This window comes from Janthinobacterium sp. Ant5-2-1 (genome assembly GCF_001445815.1).
In the GTDB taxonomy this organism is placed as follows: domain Bacteria; phylum Pseudomonadota; class Gammaproteobacteria; order Burkholderiales; family Burkholderiaceae_D; genus Janthinobacterium; species Janthinobacterium lividum_E.
On the sequence record NZ_LNCE01000026.1, the window covers coordinates 14,316 to 34,255 of the forward strand.

The following is a 19,940-nucleotide window of genomic DNA, read 5'->3' on the forward strand; positions in this document are numbered from 1 at the left end:
CTCAGGCCCCGATCACATGATTGAAGACGGCCAGGGTCTGCTGGCCCAGGCCCGCGATTTCCTCATCGTCGAGGATGTATGGCGGCATCAGGTAGACGGTGGAGCCGATGGGACGCATCAACAGTTCATGTTCCAGCGCCGTACTGAAGAAGCGGCGCGAAAAATCGGGCGCCGCGTCCACCGCATCGAAGGCCCAGATCATGCCCTGCTGGCGGAAGTGTTTTACGCGCTCGTGCTGCGCCAGCGGCGCCAGGGCGCGCGTGATTTTTTCAGCCCGCACGCGGTTGGCCACCAGCACATCGTCTTCCTCGAAAATCGACAGGGTCGCCAGCGCCGCGCGGCAGGCCAGCGGGTTGCCCGTGTACGAATGCGAGTGCAGGAAGCCGCGGCGCACGTCGGTGCTGTAGAACGCCTGGTAGATGTCTTCGCGCGTCATCACGAGGGACAGGGGCAGATAGCCGCCGCTGATGCCCTTCGACAGGCAGACGAAATCGGGCCAGATGCCGGCCTGCTCGCACGCAAAGAAGGTACCCGTGCGGCCGCAGCCGACGGCGATTTCATCGAGGATCAAATGGACTTGATAACGGTCGCACAGGGCGCGCACCAAGGACAAATACAGCGGATCGTGCATGGCCATGCCGGTCGCGCACTGCACCAGCGGCTCGATGATGATGGCGGCGATCTTGTCGGCTTTTTGCTGGAACAGCTGCTCGACTTCGGCGGCCGCGCGGCGCGCCACGTCCTCGGCGGACTCGCCTTCTTGCGCCTGCCGGAAGTCGGGCGACATCACAGTCTGCGTGGCGCGCAGCAGGGGGCCGTAGGCATCCTTGAACAGGGCGACGTCCGTGACGGCCAGGGCGCCGATGGTTTCGCCGTGGTAGCTGCCCTTCAGGCAGACGAATTCCTGTTTCTCGCTCTTGCCGCTGTTGCGCCAGGCGTGAAAACTCATTTTCAGGGCGATTTCCACGGCCGATGCCCCATCGGACGCGTAAAAGCTGTGACCGAGCACGCCGCCGGTTAATGCGGAGAGTTTTTCCGACAGCTCGATCACCGGTTCATGCGTGAAGCCGGCCAGCATGGCGTGTTCCAGGCGGTCCAGCTGGTCCTTGAGTTCCGCATTGATGCGCGGATTCGCATGGCCGAACAGGTTCACCCACCAGGAGCTGATGGCGTCCAGGTAGCGTCGGCCTTCATGGTCGTACAGCCAGGCGCCGCGGCCATGGCTGACGGGGATGAGCGGTACAGTCTCGTGATGCTGCATTTGCGTGCACGGATGCCACACGCTGCGCAGACTGCGTTCGACCCAGCCCGATTGTTTTTCTGCTTTCAAAACTGCTCCAATGATATTGCTAGCCCATGAGCCAACTCGGCTTGCGCTTGTCGAGGAAGGATTGCACGCCTTCGCGGCCCTGCTCCGAGGCGCGGATCTGCGCGATGCGCTCGGCGGTATCCGCCAGCAGCGCGTCGTCGACCGGCTGGCCAACGATCTCGCGCACCAGCGTTTTCGCTTGCGCCACGGCGTGCGGGCTGTTGCCCGTCAGCGCTTTGAGCACCTCGGCCGTTTTCGCGTCCAGCGCGCTTGCCTCGACTACCTCGTGGGCAAAGCCGATGCGTAGCGCTTCCTGAGCGGAGAATCGCTCCGCGGTCAGGAAATAGCGGCGTGCCGCGTTTTCGCCCATGGCCTTGATGACATACGGTGAAATAGTGGCCGGGATCAGTCCCAGGCGCACCTCGCTCAGGCAGAAATGCACGTCTTCCGCAGCCAGAATGATATCGCATGCGGCGACCAGGCCCATGCCGCCCGCATAACAGTCGCCCTGGATCTTCGCCACGACGGGTTTCGGACACAGGTAAATCGTGCGCAGCATCTGCGCCAGCTGCAGTGCGTCGGCCTGGTTTTCGGCATGCGTGTAGCCTGCCATCTTCTTCATCCAGTTCAAGTCCGCACCGGCGCAAAAGGCCGCGCCATTCGCCGCCAGCACGATGGCGCGCACCATGTCGCTGCGTCCCAGCCCTTCGAAGGCGCGCGCCAGTTCGGCGATCGTTGTCTCGTTGAAGGCATTGCGCACTTCGGGACGGTTCAGGGTCACGGTGGCGACATTGCCCTCGATGACCAGCTTTAAGGTTTCAAATTCCATGGTCTTCTCCCCTTACATGCGGAACACGCCGAACTTCGTGTCCGGGATTTCGGCGTTGAGCGCTGCCGACAGGCCCAGGCCCAGCACCATGCGGGTGTCGGCCGGGTCGATCACGCCGTCGTCCCACAGGCGCGCGGTGGCATAGTAGGGGTGGCCCTGGTGCTCGTATTGATCCTTGATCGGCTGCTTGAAGGCCGCTTCCTCGTCCGCGCTCCACTGCCCGCCCTTGCCTTCGATGCCGTCGCGCTTGACGGTCGCCAGCACGGAAGCGGCCTGGTCGCCGCCCATGACGGAGATGCGCGCATTAGGCCACATCCACATGAAACGCGGGGAAAACGCGCGGCCGCACATGCCGTAATTGCCGGCGCCGAAGCTGCCGCCGATGATCACCGTGAATTTCGGCACGGCGGCCGTGGCGACGGCCGTGACCATCTTGGCGCCGTTGCGGGCGATGCCTTCGTTTTCGTATTTGCGGCCCACCATGAAGCCCGTGATATTTTGCAAAAACACGAGCGGGATCTTACGCTGGCAGCACAATTCGATGAAATGCGTGCCTTTCAGGGCCGATTCGGAGAACAAGATGCCGTTGTTGGCGATGATGCCGACCTTGACCCCATAGATGTGCGCAAAGCCGCAGATCAGGGTGGTGCCGTAACGGGCCTTGAATTCGTCGAAATCGCTGCCGTCGACGATGCGCGCAATGACTTCGCGCACATCGAACGGCTTGCGCGTATCGACGGGGATCACGCCATACAGTTCCTGCGTCGGGTATTTCGGTTCGACGGATGCGCGCAAGTCCATCTGCTGCGGTTTTTTACGGTTCAGGTTCGAGACGATGGTGCGCGCCAGCGACAGCGCGTGCAGATCGTTCTGCGCCAGGTGGTCGACCACGCCGGACAAGCGCGTATGCACGTCGCCGCCGCCCAGGTCTTCGGCCGTCACCACTTCACCGGTGGCCGCTTTTACCAGCGGCGGACCGCCGAGGAAAATCGTGCCCTGCTCCTTGACGATGATCGATTCGTCGCTCATGGCCGGCACGTAGGCGCCGCCGGCCGTGCAAGAACCCATCACGACGGCGATTTGCGGAATGCCCTTGGCCGACAGATTCGCCTGGTTGTAGAAGATGCGGCCGAAATGGTCGCGGTCGGGGAAGACGTCGTCCTGGTTTGGCAGGTTGGCGCCGCCCGAGTCGACCAGGTAGATGCACGGCAGGTTGTTCTGGTCGGCGATTTCCTGGGCGCGCAAGTGTTTTTTCACCGTCATCGGGTAATACGTGCCGCCCTTGACGGTGGCGTCGTTGCACACGATGACGCATTCCTGGCCCGAGACCCGGCCGATGCCGGTGATGATGCCGGCGGAAGGGGCCGCATCGACGCCCTTGGCGTCCTGGTACATGGCGTAGGCCGCCATCTGGGAAAACTCGAGGAAGGGCGTGCCGGGATCGAGCAGCATCTGCACTCTGTCGCGCGGCAGCAGTTTGCCGCGCGCCAGGTGCTTGGCGGCAGCCGCGTCGCCGCCGCCGGCCGCGATCTTTTCCACCTTGTCGCGCAAATCGTCGACGATGGCTTGCATGGCCGTTGCATTGGCCTTGAAATCTTCACTGCGCGGATTGAGTTTGCTTTCGATGTGCGGCATTGCGGTTCCTTTTTATTATCGCCCGGTCTCTCGGGTCGCGCTATTCGGGAAAACTGCCGTCGAGATAAAACCAGCGCATGCCACCGTCACCGGCTTCACGCACGAAGCGGCTCACTTCATGCAGGCGGTGCGCGCGGCCGTTGACCTTGTAGCGGGCCACGAATTCCACGCTGTCGCGATTTGTCTCTTCGGCTTGATCTGCTGATGTTGCTTTACGTTGACGTAAACGTAAAGCAGATTTTACCTCAAGTCCCAGCCAGTGGACTTTTTCTTCTTCGGCAAATAAAGCGTCGGTGGGACGGGTGCTGGCATGCCAGGTGGCAAGCAGATACGGCTCGTCGCGCAAGGTAAACGCCGTGTAGCGCGAACGCATCAGCGTTTCGGCCGTCGGCGGCAAGGCGTCGCCCGCGATATACGGGCCGCAGCAACTGGCGTAGGAGGCGCCGCCACAGGGGCAGGCGGCAGATGTCGAGAGTGTGGGCATGCGCTGGCAAATAGGGAACTGAAAAGTTCCGCAATTATCCGCCATAACGGCGGCGCCGGTCGCCGCTGCCGCCGGTCCGCCTATTTTTTAGGCGCGAGGAAGTCCAGCGCGAATGGCGGCGCCTTGCCGGCCATCAGATCGGCAAGGATGCGCGCCGTGCCGGCGGCAAAGGTAAAGCCCAGCGGGCCGTGACCAACGTTGAGCCACAAGTTCGCCACTTTGCTGGCGCCCACCAGCGGCGCGCTGTTCGGCGTGGCGGGGCGCAGGCCGGCCCAGGCCGTGGCCTGGTCGTAGTCGGCGCCGTGCGGCATGGCTTCGCGAGCCAGCCGCGTCAGGCCGGCGATGCGGCCCCAGTCGATGCTGTTGTCGGCGCCCACCATGTCGACCATGGCGGCCACGCGCAGGTCGCCCCCGATGCGCGCATACAGCACCTTGCGCTCGAAATCCGTGATGCTGATCTCGGGCGCCCGGTGCTGCGCGCGGATGGGCGCCGTCAGGCTGTAGCCCTTCAACGGATACAGGGGCAGGTAAATGCCCGCCGTGGCGGCCAGGTCGCGGCTCTGGATGCCGGCCGCCAGCACATAGTGGTCCGCCTGCAGCAAGCCCAGGCTGGTGTCGACGCCAGTGACCCTGCCCTTGTGCGTGACGAGGCGGCGCGCCTCGCCCTTTAATATGAGCGAACAATTCGGATGCTGCAGCAGGCGCGCTTCCAGCGCCAGGCAAAAGGCATGGCAATCGGCTACCGCTTCGCCCTGCGTAAAAATGCCGCCCGCCAGGGAACCCTGCAAGGCGGCCAGCGCCGGTTCGCGCTGCACGGCTTCCAGCGGCGACAAGACGACACGCGCCTCTTCCGATTCCGGCCGCGCCACGGCACGCTGGAAAATGGCGGGCGAGCGATAGACGATGAGCTTGCCCGCATCGCGGCGCGCATACGCTTCCGGCGGCACCGTCAATTCCAGTTGCGCCATGCCGGCGCGGCTCCATTCTCCCAGTTGCAGCAGCTTGGCCGTCGTGCGGGCGTTGCTGGCGCTGTTGCAATTGCGCAAGAAACTGGCCATCCAGCGCCATTGGCGCCAGTCGGCCTCGGGACGGAAGCGCAGCGGGCCATCTTTCTGCAGCAGCCATTGCAGGGCCTTGAAGGGCACGCCCGCGTCCGCCAGCGGTGCCACATAGCGATAGCTGAGCTGGCCGCCATTGCGGTAGCTGGCGGCGATCGCCACCTGCTCATTGCGCTCCAATAAGGTGACCTTGTAGCCGGCCTCGGCCAGCCACCAGGCCGATGTCAGACCGACGACGCCGCCGCCGATGATGATGACTTGTTGCTGCATGTTGCCTCGCTGCGTTGCGCTCCCATGGTGCGGGAGCATTCGGGAAGAGCTTAGAGGCTGGCCGCCAACGCAGCCAATGAAACATCATGGTGCAGCCATAACTTTCAGGAATGCACCATTTCAAGGCAAGGGCTGATTGTTGGCAATCGCACCACGGTATAGCGCGGTGAGTATCAATTCCTCGCTGCGCCCCATGGCGGAATACGTGCCCGGATAGCGTTCCGGATCGCTGCCCGTGCCGCCCACCAGCATCACCATGCCGTTCCTGTTCTTGAAATCGAGCACGAAGGCGGAGACGAGGCCATACGCGTCGCCCAGGTGGCCCACGGCCGTGAAACTGGCACCCTCGACCAGCCGGTTGCCCTGCCCGGCCACCGCATCGAACTGCTGGTTGCCCAGGCCCCAGGCGCGATACAGGCCCCGTTCGCTGTCGCCATTGCCGGCATCGGGCGCCAGCTGCCATTGGCGGCCAAACATCAGCGCGATGCTGGCCGGCTGCAATAGCTGCGTATTCCGGTAGCGGCCGCCGTCGAGCAGCATCTGCATGACCTTGCCCAGTCCCGCGGCGGAAATGCGCAAGCCCCCCGTGGGACTGAAGACGGTGGCGTTGCTGCCGATCACATAGTTGGCCAGGCCAGACGGCGGGCGTGCATGAAAATCGTCGGCCTGCGCGATCCATGGCCCTTGCGGCTGCCAGGTTTCCGTGTCCAGGGTGCGCTTGCGGTACAGGGTGGCCGTGTTCGCCACGTCTTCCGCCGGGAATGCGGCCGGGTTGTAGCCGCCGCGCACATCGAGCGGATCGAGCAGCAGGCGCCGCATCAGCAAGTCGAAGCGCTCTCCCGTGACTTTTTCCATCACGGTGCCGATCACGCCCCAGTTCAGGTTGGCGTACGTGAAATAGCGGCCCGGCGCCGTTTGCTTGTCCCACATGCTGTCGCCGCCAGCCGTAAACACGTCGCGCAGGCTGCGTTCCGGCCCCCATGCATAGCCGCCCGCGTCGCGCAGCGAGGAGGTATGGCTGAGCAGGCTGCGCAAGGTCAACGTTTGCAGGGGGAAATGCGGGTTGCGCAGGGAAAAGCCCAGGTAGATGCCCACGTCCTGGTCCAGGCTCAGTTTGCCCTGCTCGACCAGCCGCATCAACCCCAGTGTGGTCATCATCTTCGAAACCGAGGCGATGCGGAACAGGGTGGCCGGCGTCACGGGCAAGCTGTCCGCTGACGTGGCGCCGATGTACCGGTCGCCGAATTGCTGCTCATACGACACCTTGCCGTGGCGGATGGCCAGCACGGACAGGCTGGCCAGCGGGTGGAGCGGATCATCGACGATGGCCGATAGCGTGGCATCGAGCGCGCGCTGCTGGTCCTTGCCGTTGCCGCTGCCGGGCGGGGCGGCCAGCGCGCTCCAGGTGGTACCCAGCAGCAGCAAGCCCAGCAAACCCGTCATTTTATTGTGCATATTTCCCTGTTCACGGCGTAGTGGAGGCATCGCCAGCATAGGGCGGGATGCTTCACGACGCCAATGAAAATTGCATATTTATCTATAATGCAAAGCTATACGTACGGTAAAACATTGTTTTTTTAAATGTATAACCGTTATTTATGGTCATTTTCCATTTATTCATGGGTGGACGGGCTACGCACAAGCGCCATCGCTATTACACTAGGAGGACAAGGAGAACTGTATGAGCCAGACCAGCGTAGAACTCAAGGTCGATTTAAATGACAATTCGCCTTTATATATGCAGATCGCCCGCAAGTTGAGCGATGACGTACGCAACGGCCGCTACCAGGTAGACCAGGCCCTGCCATCCGAACGTACCCTGTCCGAACTGCTCGACGTATCGCGCGTGACCGCCCGCAAGGCCATCGACCAGCTCGTTGAGCAAGGCCTCGTCGTGCGCCGCCGTGGTTCGGGCAACTATATTGCCCCGCGCATCGAGCAGCCGCTGTCGAACCTGTCGAGCTTTTCCGAGCAGCTGCAGCAGCGCGGCTATCGCCCCGGCTCGCGCTGGCTCAAGCGTGAAGTCGTCATCGCCAGCAGCGATGAACAGCTGAGCCTGGGCCTGGCGCAGAACACGAAAGTGGCGCGCCTGGAGCGCTTGCGCCTGGCCGACGATGTGGTAATGGCGTATGAAGTGAGCGTGCTGCCGTTCAGCGTGGTGCCGGACCCGGACGCCATGGGCGATTCGCTGTATGAATACTTGAGCAGCATCAAGAAGGCCCCCGTGCGCGCCTTGCAGCACATCCGCGCCATGAATGCGACGGACGTGCTGGCCAAGCAACTGGGCATCCCCGATGGCCAGGCCGTGCTGTTCATCACGCGCATCGCCTACCTGGACACGGGCGAAGCGGTGGAACTCACGCATTCGTATTGCCGCAGCGACCATTACGACTTTGTGGCGGAAATGCGCCGCGCGCCATAAACTTACTGCTCGATCAGGCGGATCATGGATTCCGCCACCCCGACGGACGACTCCCAGCTCATGCCGGTCACCAGCCGGCCATCGACCTCGACGTGGCTCTGTCCGTTGGCGCCGTGCCTGAATATGCCGCCATGGCCCTTGATGCTGCCTTCCGCCGAAAAGGGATAGGCCTTGTAGATCGGCGATTCCTTGTTGAGAAACGCATCGGGGAACGAGGTGAGCGTTTTGCCCTGGATAAGGAAAGTACCGTCGCTGAGCTTCAGGTTCTTGATGCCCTCGGTGCCATGGCAGATGGCCGCGATCACCCCGCCCTGTTGTTCATAGATACGCAAGGCGATGTCCTGTAATGGCTTGTTGTCCGGGACGCCGACGATGGCCGCGCCGCCGCCGACGAAAGCCATGCCCGCATACTCGTCCGCCCTGACTTCCGCCACGGGCCTGGTATGGGCCAGTGCCCACATGAAATCACTGTCGTACAGATACTGCTTGAGCAGCGCATCCGACGTGACGATCATTTCCAGGGGAATGGCGCCACCCTCGGGACTGACGAAGTCGACCGCGTACCCTGCTTTGCGAAAGGCATCATAGGTATAGGCCAGCTCGGGAAAATTATTGCCAGCGTTAATTTTCGTGCCCGGATATTGATGCACGTTCGACACGACCAGCAGCACCTTGCGTGCGTGGCGCGCAGTTGCTGGTTCGCGATCGGCAGACTTGCTGACGATCTTCCAGTTGCCGGCGATCTTTTTCAAAAGGAAGACATCCACATAGCGCACCCCTTGCTGGGGAATGTAGATCTCGGCCTTGGCGGTGGCCACCTTGCCGCTCACTTCCATCTTGATCAGCCGCCCGTGGCGCCCATTGAATTGCCCTTTTTTCTCCTCGCTAAAGAGTTTGGCATATTCCGGACCGCTCAACTGCCATTGCGTACCGTCTTTGCCGTCCAGGTAAAGGCGGGCGTTGGCATAGAAGGCCTGCTTGATCTCGTCCTGCACATTGAAGCTGGTGCCATGCAGATACAAGCGTATGGTCTCCCGGATGGCATGTTCGTCCTGGTCCGCAGTGGCGGCGGTGCCGACGGCGGAGATGCAAAACAAGCAACCGGCGAGTATCGTTCGCACTAAAAACTGAATCATGGATTTACCCTGCATGTAGAACTGCGTTTATCGGAGCAACGACTATTTCAGGTCGCTGGTGGTCGATAATTTATCGAAATGCAGGGAAATTGATGTCGCCAAACAGGATGTCAGACTCCGGAATGGCGATTCAGGAGTGGTTTCACGCGGAAACGGCCCCGGCCGACTGGCTGGATTGGGCCCGGAAGCTGGCGGGAGTCTGCCCAGCCACTTTCTTGAAGGTCGAGTAGAAGGTGGAACTGGAGTTGAAGCCGCAGCGCTCAGCAACGGTATCCATGTTCAGTTGCGGTTCGCCGCTCAATACCTGTTTCGCCTCGGCGATACGATATTCGTTGACGTAGGTCGTGAAGCTCTTGCCCAGCTTGTCATTGAGTACTTGCGACACTTGCGCCTGCGTACATCCCGCCCGCTTGGCCAGTTGGGCCAGGGTCAGATTCGGATTCAGATAGGATTTCTGCCCGCTCATCTGTTGTTCCAGTGCGGCGAGCACGGCAAGCCCAACCTCGTGCGTCATGCGGTTATGCTGGTACTTTTCCTTCGGCTCGGCAGGCGTCGAGGTTTCCTTTCTCAGCAGAAAGACCATGACCGCGACATGCAGCGAGAAGGTGAACGACAAGGCGCCGACGATATAGGATGTGAACGGCGTGCTCGCGTACGCCGCCAGCATGACACCGCTGCCTGCAAAGACGCTCAGCAGGAGCACGCTGCTGGTCGCCATCCGCTGTCCGTCGTTCCACCATGCACGGCGGCTGTGCCAGAGCAGCCTGGCGGTTGCCAGCAGGTAGCCTAGCCAGAACACATGAATCGCATGGCTCGACTGGTCCCACACAGAACGATACGCGGAATAGGGAAAGGCAACGCCGATGCCTATCAGCAGGAAGGACACGCCCAGATGCCAACGCCATTGTTGTCCAGCAGGCAGTTGCGTGTGCCCGGCCAAGAAGGAGCGCACATAGAGATAGGTCAAGGGACCGATCAGCAAGCAGGCCGACAGGCCCAGCTGGCGGAACTCGATGGCGATCGCCGGGTTGAAGTAGAGAAAGGCGGATTTGGCGGTGCGCACCCCGACGGCCAGCAGTAATGCGCCGAGCAGGCAGTCGGCGAGGCAGCGAGGCCGGCGGCTGAAAAAATAGACGGCCAGGAAAATGCCGTTGATGGCGCCAAGGGCGCTAAACAGGAACAGCAATTGGCGAGCGATCATGGCGCGTGTCGTGGATTAGGGCGTCGAAGCCAAGTATAGACACAAACGGCACCGTACCGAAGTACAAGTATCCTGCACCAGCCATAAACTCCCGTTATGCCCGCCCGTCATCCTTTCATGGCTGATCTTGCACATCGGTATTAAACTGGTTTCACCTTCAACCATGTTCTGAAATCATGTTGAAAACTGAAACCCCGAGCCGGCGGCATCCGGATCTGGACCTGTATCCGGTGGAGCAACTGGTGGCGGCGCTGGTTGATGACCAGTTCTGGGCCGTCGAGGCCGTGCGGCTGGCGTCGCCCGACATTGCTGCCGCCATCACGGCCGCCCTGCCCCGCATCGTGGCCGGTGGACGGCTGCTGTACGTGGGCGCGGGCACGTCGGGCCGCCTGGGCGTGCTCGACAGCGTTGAACTCAATCCCACGTTTTCCTGGCCGCCCGAGCGGGCAGTCGCCATCCTGGCCGGCGGCGCGGGCGCCATGTTCACGGCGGTCGAAGGGGCGGAAGATGATTTGCAGCAAGGTGAGGCGGACTTGCTGGCCTTGCAGCCGCAAGACAATGACGTGGTGATCCTGCTGGCCGCCTCCGGCGCCACGCCGTATGTGCTGGGCGCCCTGCTGGCCGCACGCAAGGCGGGCGCCTTGACGATAGGCATCGCCAACAATGTGGACGCCCCCGTTGCGCACGAGGCGCAATGCGGCATCGTGCTCGACACGGGCACGGAAGTCATTTCCGGCAGCACGCGCCTGAAAGCGGGCACGGCGCAAAAAATCACCTTGAACACGATTTCCAGCGCCCTGATGGTCGGTTTGCACAAAACTTACGGAAACTTGATGGTAGACTTGAAGCCGATCAACGCCAAGCTGATCTGGCGGGCGGTGCGTCTGACCATGCATGCCACCGGCGCCAGCGAGGCGCAGGCCAGGACCGTGCTGGAGCAATGCCAATTTCATGTCAAGGTGGCGATTGTTGCCTTGATCAAAAAAATCAACACAAACCAGGCACAGGCATTGTTGGCCGGCGCGAACGGCAGTGTGCGGGCGGCACTGGCGGCGTGATCCGATGGCGCGGCATTCTTCTGTCTGGGAGACAAAGAAGGATGTATGGAGCTAGTGAAACAAACCGCCCCGGCGCGCGTGAATAAGCCGTCAAATAAGCCGTGGCTGTGGATCCCTTCCCTGTATTTCGGCCAAGGCATCCCTTATGTAGTGGTCATGACCTTGTCCGTGATCATGTACAAGAACTACGGTTTTTCCAATACCGATATCGCGCTGTATACCAGCTGGCTGTACTTGCCGTGGGTCATCAAGCCCCTGTGGTCGCCCTTCATCGATATGTACCGCACCAAGCGCTTCTGGATCGTCGGCTTGCAGCTGGTGATCGGCGCCGCGCTGGCGCTGGTGGCCCTGACGACTTCGCTGCCGCACTTTTTCCAGATCAGCCTGGCCATTTTTTGGCTGATGGCCTTCAGTTCCGCCACGCATGACATCGCCGCCGACGGCTTTTATATGCTGGGCCTGGAAGAGCACCAGCAGGCGGCATTCGTTGGCGTGCGCAGCACGTTTTACCGTCTGGCGATGATCGCCGGCCAGGGCGGCCTCGTGTATCTGGCCGGCTATCTGACGCATGCGACGGGCAATGTGCAGCTGGCCTGGTCCGTCGTGTTTGCCATTCTGGCGGGCTTGTTCATCGCCCTCTTCCTGTACCACTACTTCGTTTTACCCAAGCCCAAGGATGACCGCCCCAGCATCCAGGGTGCCGGTGTTTCTCCTTTGCAAGAATTCGTCGCCACCTTTGCTTCTTTTTTCAAGAAGAAGGATATTTTCGTCATCCTGGGCTTCTTGCTGCTGTTCCGCCTGGGCGAAGCGCAACTGCTCAAGCTGGCCGCGCCCTTCCTGCTCGACCCCGTCGCCAAGGGCGGCCTGGGCCTCAGCACGGAACAGGTGGGCCTCGTCTATGGCACCATCGGCGTGATCTCCCTGACCCTGGGAGGCTTGCTGGGCGGATTCATCATTTCCCGCTTCGGCTTGAAACGCTGCCTGTGGATCATGGTGCTGTCCGTCCACCTGCCGGACCTGGTGTTTGTCTATCTGGCCAGCGCCTTGCCCAGCAGCATTTATGTGATCGCCGGTGGTATTGCGTTGGAGCAATTCGGCTATGGCTTCGGTTTCGCTTCTTATATGTTGTACATGATCATGGTCTCCGATGGTGCGCATAAAACGGCCCATTACGCCATCTGCACGGGTTTCATGGCTCTGGGCATGATGTTGCCGGGCATGGCCAGCGGCTGGATACAACAAATGCTCGGTTACCAGCACTTCTTCATCTGGGTCTGCATCGCCACCATTCCGGCTTTCATCATGGCCGCGCTGGTCAAGATCGATCCCGAATTCGGCAAGAAGGCCGAGGCCTGATTCTTTTGAAGCGTGCGCCCGCATGGATGGCGGGCGCACAGTAAAATGCCCGCACCGATAGACCTGCGCTTCACCACTGCAAGGAATTGTTTTGTTGTCTACTTTTAAAAAACGCCTGGGCGCCAGCGCCGGCGTATTGGCCGCGCTGGCCACCGCCACATTGCTCAGCAGCTGTACCAGCACCAAGCTGCCCTCCGCAGTGACAACGGGCGAAGCGGGTTTGCCGGCCGTGCCGCCCGTGCAGCACATCACGGGCGAAGTGCCGCCGCCGGCGCCGCGCGAATTCCGCGCCGCCTGGGTCTCGACGGTCGCCAATATCGACTGGCCCAGCCGCAGCAATTTGCCTGTCGCCAAGCAGCAAGCGGAAGCGCTAGCCATCCTCGACCGCGCCAAGTCCTTGAATCTGAACGCGATTGTGTTGCAAGTGCGCCCTAGCGCCGACACGATTTACCCATCGCAACTGGAACCGTGGTCGGAATACCTGACCGGCAAGCAAGGCCAGCCGCCGTTACCGATGTATGACCCGCTGGCCTTCTGGGTGGCGCAGGCGCATGCGCGGGGCCTGGAATTGCACGCCTGGTTCAATCCGTACCGTGCGCGTCACGCGACGGCCAAGTCGCCGCTGGCGCGCGACAGTTTCGCGTCCACCAACCCGGCGTCCGTCAAGCAATACGGCCGCTACCTGTGGATGGACCCGGGCGACGCCGCCGCGTCCAAACACACGACGGACGTGGTGCTCGATGTGGTGCGCCGCTACGATATCGATGGCGTGCACATCGACGATTATTTTTATCCGTATCCGATCGACGCGCCTGGCGCCGGTGCCGGTGCGGAAACAGCCGCGCTGGACGCGGGCAATGGCGGCGCCAAGCGCGAACTGCCGTTTCCCGATGAGCCTTCCTGGCAGCAATATCTGCTGGCCGGCGGCCAGTTGGACCGCCCTTCCTGGCGCCGTCAGAACGTCAACCAGCTGATCGAAGCCTTGTACACAGGCATCCACCGCGAAAAGAGCTGGGTGCGCTTCGGCATCAGCCCGTTCGGCATCGGCCGGCCCGACCGCCGTCCTGCCGGCATCGTCGGCTTCAGCCAGTACGATAAATTGTATGCGGATGCGGAACTGTGGCTGGCCAAGGGCTGGCTCGACTACCTGTCGCCGCAGCTGTACTGGCCAGTGGCGCAGGCGCCGCAAGCGTTTGGCGTGCTGCTCGACTACTGGCTGGCGCAAAACCCGTATGGCCGCCACGTATGGCCGGGTTTATATACGAGCCGTATCGACAATTCCGCCAAGTCCTTCACGCCGCAAGAGATCATCAAACAGATCGAAGTGACGCGCACGCGTCCCGGCGCGAATGGACAAGTGCATTTCAGCATGGTGCCCCTGATGCAGAACCGCAAGGGTGTCAGTGAGCAACTCAAGGCGACCGTGTATCAAAGCCCTGCCCTGATTCCCGCCACGCCGTGGCTGGGCAAGGAAGCACCGGGTACGCCCGTGCTGGCTCTGCGCCGCGATTCCACCAGCCTGAACGTCAAATTGACGGCGGGCGGCGGCAAACCCGTGGCGCAGTACGCGGTCTGGGCCCGCTACGGCGAAGACTGGCGTTTTACCGTGGTCACGGGCGTGCAAGGCGAGCTGACCCTGGTCGACGATGCCATTGGTAAAGTCAATGCGGTGGTGGTCAGCGCCGTGGATCGCCTCGGCAATGAAAGCCCCCGCGTCACCGTGCGCGCACCGTTTACGGTCGCCGCCAAGTAATTGTTGAACTTTCTTCGCTAGTCCATAACCTGCAGGCATGAAACATGCGCAAGCTTTCATGCCTGCAAGCTCCGCTTGGCTTTACACTCATGCCATGATTTCTTTCTCTATAGCTAGTCAGGCCACCTCTATCTTGGGCCTGGGTATCGACGCGGGCGGCACGCAAACGCGCTGGGCCCTGGCCAACACGGACGGTGTCATCGTGGCCGACGGGGCCGTGGAAGGCTTGTCTGCCTTGCAAATGAGCAGCGATGTGGGGCGCGCAGCCGTGCACGCCACATTTGCGAAATTGTCTCAGGCTGTGCTGGCCGTTGGCCAGCCGCGCGCCGTGGTGGCGGGCTTGACGGGCTTTGGCGGCGACGATGTGGCGCTGGCGCACATGCTGGCGGACTTGCTGGCGCTGGACGCCGGCGACGTCCGCTTGGGCAACGATATCGACATCGCCTATCGCGACAGTTTTGAACCAGGCGAAGGTTATCTGGTCTACGCTGGCACGGGCTCGATTGCCGCCTGGATCGATGCAGACGGCGTGTTTCACCGCGCAGGCGGGCGTGGCGTGCTGCTCGATGATGGCGGCGGCGGTTACTGGATCGCGCGCGAAGCCTTGCGCCACGTCTGGCGCCGCGAAGACGAAGCGCCCGGCAGCTGGCAAGCGTCGCCCATGGCCGAGGCCGTGTTTGCGCAACTGGGCGGCAGCGACTGGTCGCTATCGCGCGCCTTCATGTATGGCCAGGACCGGGGCGCCATCGGCCGGCTGGCGCTGGCCGTGGCCGCCAGTGCGGATGCCGATCCGTTGGCGCTGGACATCTTGCAGCGCGCGGGAAAGGAACTGGCGCGCCTGGCCCTGGCACTGGTATCTCGCCATGGTTCGCGTCCCGTGGTGCTGGCGGGCCGCGCGGCGCAATTGCACCCGGCCATCGCGGCAGCCATGCGCGCCGCTTTGCCTGTATCGTTGACGATGGAACAGAAAATTGCCCGTCCACATGAAGCGGCGGCCAGGATCGCCGTCAAGGCGGCCGTCAAGACACAGGCCAACACTGAACATTTTATTAACCCGAACACGGATCTTTCATGAAAAAAATCGCCCTCGCCCTGCTGGTGGCCCTGCTTTCCGCCTGTACCACGCCCGCGCCGCACCTCGACCACAGCTTGAATGCGCGCAGCCAGAGCCCGCGCGTGAAATTCATCGTCATCCATTACACGGTCAGCGACCTGCCCCGTTCGATCAAGATCCTGACGGAACAAGTGGTCAGCAGCCATTATTTGCTGACGGACACGGACAAGCCGAAGTTTTACGTGCTGGTCGACGAATCGCGCCAGGCCAATCACGCGGGTGTGAGTAACTGGAAGACTTATACACAGTTGAATGTCAGCTCGATCGGCATCGAGATCGTCAACCCGGGCTACAAGGACACGCCGGAAGGCCGCCTCTGGTATCCGTTTCCCCAGGCACAGATTGATGAGTTGATTCCACTGTTGAAAGATATCCAGGCCCGCTACAACATCGCGCCGGAAAATATCCTCGGCCATAACGAGATCGCGCCGCAGCGCAAGCAGGACCCGGGTCCGTTGTTCCCATGGCGCCAGCTGGCCGATGCGGGCCTGATCGTCTGGCCCGATGCCAACCGTGTTGCCGCGCAGCGAATCATTTTTGAGCAGCAAGTGCCGGACGCCGTCTGGTTCCAGAAAAAGCTGGCCCAGCACGGCTATGCGACGCCGAATACGGGCGTCTTCGACGAAGCGACGCGCAATGTGCTGATCGCTTTTCAGATGAAATATCGCAACACCTTGTTCGACGGCACGCCCGATGCAGAAACGGCGGCTTTGCTGGAAGTGCTGACGACGCCGGCGCCAGCTGTTGTTGCAAAGTAGCATAGCCGTTCCAGCCCATGACTTTTTCTTATATGCTGAACGTTGACGGCCAAGGCGGCCACGGCAAGGTAAAGGAATAGCTCATGCGGCTGCGTCATATCGAAGTGTTTCACGCCATCATGCAAGTTGGCACCATCAGCGGCGCCGCCCAGGTGCTGCATATCTCGCAACCGGCCGTGACCAAGGTCTTGCAGCATTGCGAGTTGCAACTGGGCATGCCGCTGTTCGAGCGCGTGCGGGGCAAGCTGTACCCGAAACCCGAGGCGCACCGTTTGTTTGTCGAGACGGAAAAGCTTAACCGCGATTTATTGGGCATCCGCCGCCTGGCGGCCAGCCTGAAGGGCCATGCGGTGGAAACCATCCGCCTGGTCTCCACGCCGACGATCGCCATCAGCGTCTTGCCGTTTGCCATGACGGAATGGCGGCGCGACTTTCCCCACACGCGTTGCCAACTGGCCACCCACCATACGGGCGAGATCGTCAATACCTTGCGCCTCGGTGAGGCAGACCTGGCCGTATCGCTGCAAGACCCGCGCCATCCGGGCATCGTGGCCGAACCGATCGCGCAGGGCGTCATGACGGTGATCGCGCCAGCGGGCACCTGGCGCGCGGCCGATTGCGGCACACCATTGACGGCGCATGGCCTGAACGGCGAGCTGATCGGCCATACGGACAACGATCCGCTAGGCGAATTGGTGATCGCCGCTTGCGAGGCGCAGGATATCCACCCCGTGTTTTCTACCGTGGTGCAGACTTATCAAATCGCCCGCTCGCTGGTGGAAGCGGGCGCCGGCATGGCCGTGGTCGACCCGTTTACTGCCGCGTCCGGTTCGCCCGAGCGCCTGCAGCGCCGTCCTTGGGCACCGACGATACCGATTCAACTGTATTTATTGACGGCGAGCCACTCGCCGCTGTCGCATGGCGCGCGGCGCCTGGCCGACAGCATTGGCGTGGCGGCGCGCAATTGCCTGGAAAGAGGAGTCTGATGTCTGTTGCAAGTCTGCAATTGGAAGCGGTGAGTAATGATCCGCAATTTCGTCATCTGAGCAGCATTGCCGGCATCGCCGTCGATTTGCGCTATGCCACACCCGACAATTTCGTCGGCCGCGACTTATACAGCCCAATCGATTGCGCCTGGCTGCACCGCGATGCGGCTGCGGCCCTGGAACAGGCAGTGGCTTGGTTGACCGAGCGGCATTCCGATCATCATCTGCTGGTACTCGACGCCCTGCGCCCGCAGCGGGTGCAGCAGCAACTGTGGGAGGCGCTGCAGGGAACGGAGTTGCTCGGCTATATCGCGGAGCCGTCGCGTGGCTCGATCCACTCCTTCGGCATGGCGCTCGACATCACGATCGTCGGGCCGGACGGGCAGGAACTGGACATGGGCACGGGCTTTGACGACCTGAGTGAACGCTCGCATCCGGCGCTGGAGCTGGCCTTGCTGGAGAGGGGGGAAATTACGGAGGAGCAAGTGGCGCATCGCCGATTGTTGCGCGACGCCATGTTCCAGGCGGGCTTCTTTGGCATCAACAGCGAATGGTGGCATTTCGATTGCGGCGACCGGGTGCTGGTGCGCCAGACCTACACCCGGGTGCTCTGATTAAAAGACCTTCAAACCCTTCAGCATCACGATCAGGATCAGCACGGGCGAGATAAAGCGCAGCAGGAACAGCAGCACATGCGCCAATTCTCTGTTCTGCAACTGGCCGTGATTGCTGATCGCATCGATGAAATGCTGCTTGCCCCAGGCCCAGCCTGTAAACAAGGCAATCGCGATACCGCCCATGGGCAAGAAGATATTCGACGAGACAAAGTCGAACAGATCAAACATATTCAAATTAAACAGCTTGAAGTCCGCCAGGGTGCTGTTACTGAGCGCGCATACGGAACCGAGCACGGCAAGCAGCAGCATGGTCACGATGGTGGCCTTGGTGCGCGTCCAGCCAAAGCGTTCATGGAAAATCACCACGGGCACTTCCATCAGCGACAGCATCGCGCCTGTAGCGGCCACGGCGGCGAGGATGAAAAACACCACCATCAGGGCTTGCCCCATGGGGATTTGCGAGAACACGGCGGGAATGGTGATGAACACCAGCGATGGTCCCGCGCTGGGCGCGAAGCCGAACGTGAACACGGCGGGGAAGATGGCGATGCCGGCCAGCATCGATACGCCGAGGTCGGCCGCCATCACGCGCAAGGTCGTGACGGGGATATTCTGGTCATCGCGGAAATAGCTGCCGTAGGTCATCATCGTGCCCATGCCGACAGATAATTTGAAGAAGGCCAAGCCCATGGCTGTCAGCACGACGGAAGCCGTCAGCTTGGAAAAATCGGGACGGAACAGGAAGGCCAGGCCTTCGCCCGCCTTATCGAGCGACAGGCTGACCGCACAGAGCAGCAGGAGTAACAGGAACAGCAGCGGCATCAGTTTCTTGGCGATCGCCTCGATACCCTTGGTTACGCCCAGCATCAATATGCCGCCGATAAACAGCAGCACGCCCCATTGCCACAACAGCGATTGGAAGGGATTGCTGATCAGGGAGGCGAAGGCCGCTTCCGTCACCAGCTTGTCGCTGCTGAGGATGGAGCCATCGATGGCCTTGGCAATATAGGCGAACACCCAGCCCACCACTTCCGAATAGAACGCGACGATCAGGAAGGCGGCGATCATGCCGATGAAGCCGACCAGCCACCAGGGCTTGCCCTTCGGTGCCAGCTGCTCCATGGTTGAGATGGGATTGACCTTGGCCCGGCGTCCCAGGGTGATTTCCGCGATCATTACGGGCAGTCCCACTAATAAGGTAGCGAGCAGATAGATGAGCAGGAAGCCGGCGCCGCCATTGGCGCCTGTCAGATAGGGGAATTTCCAGATGTTGCCGAGACCGACTGCGGAACCGAGGGTGGCGGCGAGGACGCCGAAGCCAGTGGTAAAGCCAGCTCGTTTCAGGGGCAGGCCTGATCCTTGAGCTTGTTGTTTCATGGTGAATCTTCTATGGTGGAACGCGAATTTGCGCTGAGGGGGCGAAATTGTAGCAGTTGGCCGCAAATACCCGGGAAAAGCCTTGCTACTACGGGGGCACTTTGCTATAGTTCGCCTCCCCAATGAGGCGCAGTCAAATGCGGCAGTTGAGGATCACCGGAAACGGCGATGCAGTAAAAAGAAGGAGTTGACGATTGTGCTGAAATGCTTCATACTCTTCCTTCTTCGCAGCTGACAAACACAACGCTTTGTCGATAGCGCGAAAGCAGTACCGAATACAGTTCTTTAACAATTAACAGTCGATAAGTGTGGGCATTTGATGTAAGTGCAGCGTCAATCTTCGGATTGGCGTCTAACTTAAAATATCAAATGTTCACAAGAAATAATGAAATAGGCGCTACGAAAGTAGTGGCCTGTCAGTTTTTTGAGTGAGCGACCCGTCGCAAGACGGTGCCAATAAAATGGCAAAGTAACAGAGATTAAACTGAAGAGTTTGATCCTGGCTCAGATTGAACGCTGGCGGCATGCCTTACACATGCAAGTCGAACGGCAGCACGGAGCTTGCTCTGGTGGCGAG

17 protein-coding genes and 1 rRNA gene are annotated in these 19,940 nt (G+C 61.2%); 9 read left to right on the plus strand and 9 right to left on the minus strand.

Annotation, left to right across the window (positions count from 1 at the left end; translation table 11 throughout):
• Position 1: 1 nt before the first annotated feature.
• The 6 genes from bioA to ASN89_RS09765 form a co-directional block, all read right to left on the minus strand.
• Positions 2 to 1,330: an adenosylmethionine--8-amino-7-oxononanoate transaminase gene (gene bioA / locus ASN89_RS09740; protein ID WP_058049129.1), complete on the minus strand. Its 1,329-nt coding sequence runs from the start codon at positions 1,328 to 1,330 to the stop codon at positions 2 to 4.
• Between the two features lie 19 nt (positions 1,331 to 1,349).
• The gene (locus ASN89_RS09745) at positions 1,350 to 2,138 is read right to left on the minus strand and encodes an enoyl-CoA hydratase/isomerase family protein (RefSeq protein WP_058049130.1); all 789 of its coding nucleotides are present in this window, start codon (positions 2,136 to 2,138) and stop codon (positions 1,350 to 1,352) included.
• A gap of 12 nt (positions 2,139 to 2,150) precedes the next feature.
• Positions 2,151 to 3,773: a carboxyl transferase domain-containing protein gene (locus ASN89_RS09750; protein WP_058049131.1), complete on the minus strand. Its 1,623-nt coding sequence runs from the start codon at positions 3,771 to 3,773 to the stop codon at positions 2,151 to 2,153.
• Positions 3,774 to 3,813: 40 nt separating this feature from the next.
• The gene (locus ASN89_RS09755; RefSeq protein ID WP_058049132.1) at positions 3,814 to 4,257 is read right to left on the minus strand and encodes a YchJ family protein; all 444 of its coding nucleotides are present in this window, start codon (positions 4,255 to 4,257) and stop codon (positions 3,814 to 3,816) included.
• Between the two features lie 80 nt (positions 4,258 to 4,337).
• Positions 4,338 to 5,624, minus strand: a complete 1,287-nt coding sequence (locus ASN89_RS09760; protein ID WP_082654500.1) for a D-amino acid dehydrogenase — start codon at positions 5,622 to 5,624, stop codon at positions 4,338 to 4,340.
• An 81-nt stretch (positions 5,625 to 5,705) separates the two neighbouring features.
• Positions 5,706 to 7,040: a serine hydrolase domain-containing protein gene (locus ASN89_RS09765; protein ID WP_058049134.1), complete on the minus strand. Its 1,335-nt coding sequence runs from the start codon at positions 7,038 to 7,040 to the stop codon at positions 5,706 to 5,708.
• Positions 7,041 to 7,266: 226 nt separating this feature from the next.
• On the opposite strand from ASN89_RS09765, the gene ASN89_RS09770 reads away from it, so the two are divergent.
• Entirely contained in the window at positions 7,267 to 8,007 is a 741-nt protein-coding gene (locus ASN89_RS09770; RefSeq protein WP_046681740.1) for a GntR family transcriptional regulator, read from the plus strand.
• A 2-nt stretch (positions 8,008 to 8,009) separates the two neighbouring features.
• Here ASN89_RS09770 and ASN89_RS09775 read toward each other — a convergent pair whose 3' ends face one another.
• Together ASN89_RS09775 and ASN89_RS09780 are read right to left on the minus strand one after the other, a co-directional pair.
• Positions 8,010 to 9,158, minus strand: a complete 1,149-nt coding sequence (locus ASN89_RS09775; protein ID WP_082654501.1) for a nuclear transport factor 2 family protein — start codon at positions 9,156 to 9,158, stop codon at positions 8,010 to 8,012.
• 127 nt (positions 9,159 to 9,285) lie between these two features.
• Positions 9,286 to 10,344: a helix-turn-helix transcriptional regulator gene (locus ASN89_RS09780; RefSeq protein WP_058049136.1), complete on the minus strand. Its 1,059-nt coding sequence runs from the start codon at positions 10,342 to 10,344 to the stop codon at positions 9,286 to 9,288.
• Between the two features lie 176 nt (positions 10,345 to 10,520).
• Between ASN89_RS09780 and ASN89_RS09785 the strand changes: the two genes are divergently transcribed.
• The 7 genes from ASN89_RS09785 (at position 10,521) to ASN89_RS09815 (ending at position 17,983) form a co-directional block, all read left to right on the plus strand.
• Entirely contained in the window at positions 10,521 to 11,402 is an 882-nt protein-coding gene (locus ASN89_RS09785) for an N-acetylmuramic acid 6-phosphate etherase (RefSeq protein WP_058049137.1), read from the plus strand.
• A gap of 45 nt (positions 11,403 to 11,447) precedes the next feature.
• Positions 11,448 to 12,758, plus strand: a complete 1,311-nt coding sequence (locus ASN89_RS09790; protein WP_058049138.1) for an MFS transporter — start codon at positions 11,448 to 11,450, stop codon at positions 12,756 to 12,758.
• 91 nt (positions 12,759 to 12,849) lie between these two features.
• Complete coding sequence (locus tag ASN89_RS09795; RefSeq protein WP_082654502.1) at positions 12,850 to 14,511, plus strand: glycoside hydrolase family 10 protein; 1,662 nt, start codon at positions 12,850 to 12,852, stop codon at positions 14,509 to 14,511.
• A 94-nt stretch (positions 14,512 to 14,605) separates the two neighbouring features.
• Entirely contained in the window at positions 14,606 to 15,586 is a 981-nt protein-coding gene (locus ASN89_RS09800) for an N-acetylglucosamine kinase (protein ID WP_058049140.1), read from the plus strand.
• On the plus strand, positions 15,583 to 16,383 hold the full coding sequence (locus ASN89_RS09805) for an N-acetylmuramoyl-L-alanine amidase (protein WP_058049141.1): 801 nt from the start codon (positions 15,583 to 15,585) through the stop codon (positions 16,381 to 16,383). Before ASN89_RS09800 ends, ASN89_RS09805 begins: the two co-directional genes overlap by 4 nt.
• Before the next feature lie 83 nt (positions 16,384 to 16,466).
• The gene (locus tag ASN89_RS09810; RefSeq protein ID WP_034752410.1) at positions 16,467 to 17,369 is read left to right on the plus strand and encodes a LysR family transcriptional regulator; all 903 of its coding nucleotides are present in this window, start codon (positions 16,467 to 16,469) and stop codon (positions 17,367 to 17,369) included.
• The gene (locus ASN89_RS09815; RefSeq protein ID WP_058049142.1) at positions 17,369 to 17,983 is read left to right on the plus strand and encodes a M15 family metallopeptidase; all 615 of its coding nucleotides are present in this window, start codon (positions 17,369 to 17,371) and stop codon (positions 17,981 to 17,983) included. Before ASN89_RS09810 ends, ASN89_RS09815 begins: the two co-directional genes overlap by 1 nt.
• On the opposite strand, the gene ASN89_RS09820 is transcribed toward ASN89_RS09815, so the two are convergent.
• Positions 17,984 to 19,363: a sodium-dependent transporter gene (locus ASN89_RS09820; RefSeq protein ID WP_058049143.1), complete on the minus strand. Its 1,380-nt coding sequence runs from the start codon at positions 19,361 to 19,363 to the stop codon at positions 17,984 to 17,986.
• A 481-nt stretch (positions 19,364 to 19,844) separates the two neighbouring features.
• Between ASN89_RS09820 and ASN89_RS09825 the strand changes: the two genes are divergently transcribed.
• Positions 19,845 to 19,940: ribosomal RNA gene (locus tag ASN89_RS09825) — 16S ribosomal RNA — on the plus strand; the annotation flags it as partial.

What these genes read in the sequence shown, in the direction of transcription:
- ASN89_RS09755 (WP_058049132.1), bottom strand. Translation starts at nt 4,257, where the DNA reads ATGCCCACACTCTCGACATCTGCCGCCTGCCCCTGTGGCGGCGCCTCC.
- ASN89_RS09765 (WP_058049134.1), bottom strand. Translation starts at nt 7,040, where the DNA reads ATGCACAATAAAATGACGGGTTTGCTGGGCTTGCTGCTGCTGGGTACC.
- ASN89_RS09770 (WP_046681740.1), top strand. Translation starts at nt 7,267, where the DNA reads ATGAGCCAGACCAGCGTAGAACTCAAGGTCGATTTAAATGACAATTCG.
- ASN89_RS09775 (WP_082654501.1), bottom strand. Translation starts at nt 9,158, where the DNA reads ATGCAGGGTAAATCCATGATTCAGTTTTTAGTGCGAACGATACTCGCC.
- ASN89_RS09745 (WP_058049130.1), bottom strand. Translation starts at nt 2,138, where the DNA reads ATGGAATTTGAAACCTTAAAGCTGGTCATCGAGGGCAATGTCGCCACC.
- ASN89_RS09815 (WP_058049142.1), top strand. Translation starts at nt 17,369, where the DNA reads ATGTCTGTTGCAAGTCTGCAATTGGAAGCGGTGAGTAATGATCCGCAA.
- ASN89_RS09810 (WP_034752410.1), top strand. Translation starts at nt 16,467, where the DNA reads ATGCGGCTGCGTCATATCGAAGTGTTTCACGCCATCATGCAAGTTGGC.
- ASN89_RS09805 (WP_058049141.1), top strand. Translation starts at nt 15,583, where the DNA reads ATGAAAAAAATCGCCCTCGCCCTGCTGGTGGCCCTGCTTTCCGCCTGT.
- ASN89_RS09750 (WP_058049131.1), bottom strand. Translation starts at nt 3,773, where the DNA reads ATGCCGCACATCGAAAGCAAACTCAATCCGCGCAGTGAAGATTTCAAG.
- ASN89_RS09800 (WP_058049140.1), top strand. Translation starts at nt 14,606, where the DNA reads ATGATTTCTTTCTCTATAGCTAGTCAGGCCACCTCTATCTTGGGCCTG.
- ASN89_RS09760 (WP_082654500.1), bottom strand. Translation starts at nt 5,624, where the DNA reads ATGCTCCCGCACCATGGGAGCGCAACGCAGCGAGGCAACATGCAGCAA.
- ASN89_RS09780 (WP_058049136.1), bottom strand. Translation starts at nt 10,344, where the DNA reads ATGATCGCTCGCCAATTGCTGTTCCTGTTTAGCGCCCTTGGCGCCATC.
- ASN89_RS09820 (WP_058049143.1), bottom strand. Translation starts at nt 19,363, where the DNA reads ATGAAACAACAAGCTCAAGGATCAGGCCTGCCCCTGAAACGAGCTGGC.
- ASN89_RS09785 (WP_058049137.1), top strand. Translation starts at nt 10,521, where the DNA reads ATGTTGAAAACTGAAACCCCGAGCCGGCGGCATCCGGATCTGGACCTG.
- ASN89_RS09790 (WP_058049138.1), top strand. Translation starts at nt 11,448, where the DNA reads ATGGAGCTAGTGAAACAAACCGCCCCGGCGCGCGTGAATAAGCCGTCA.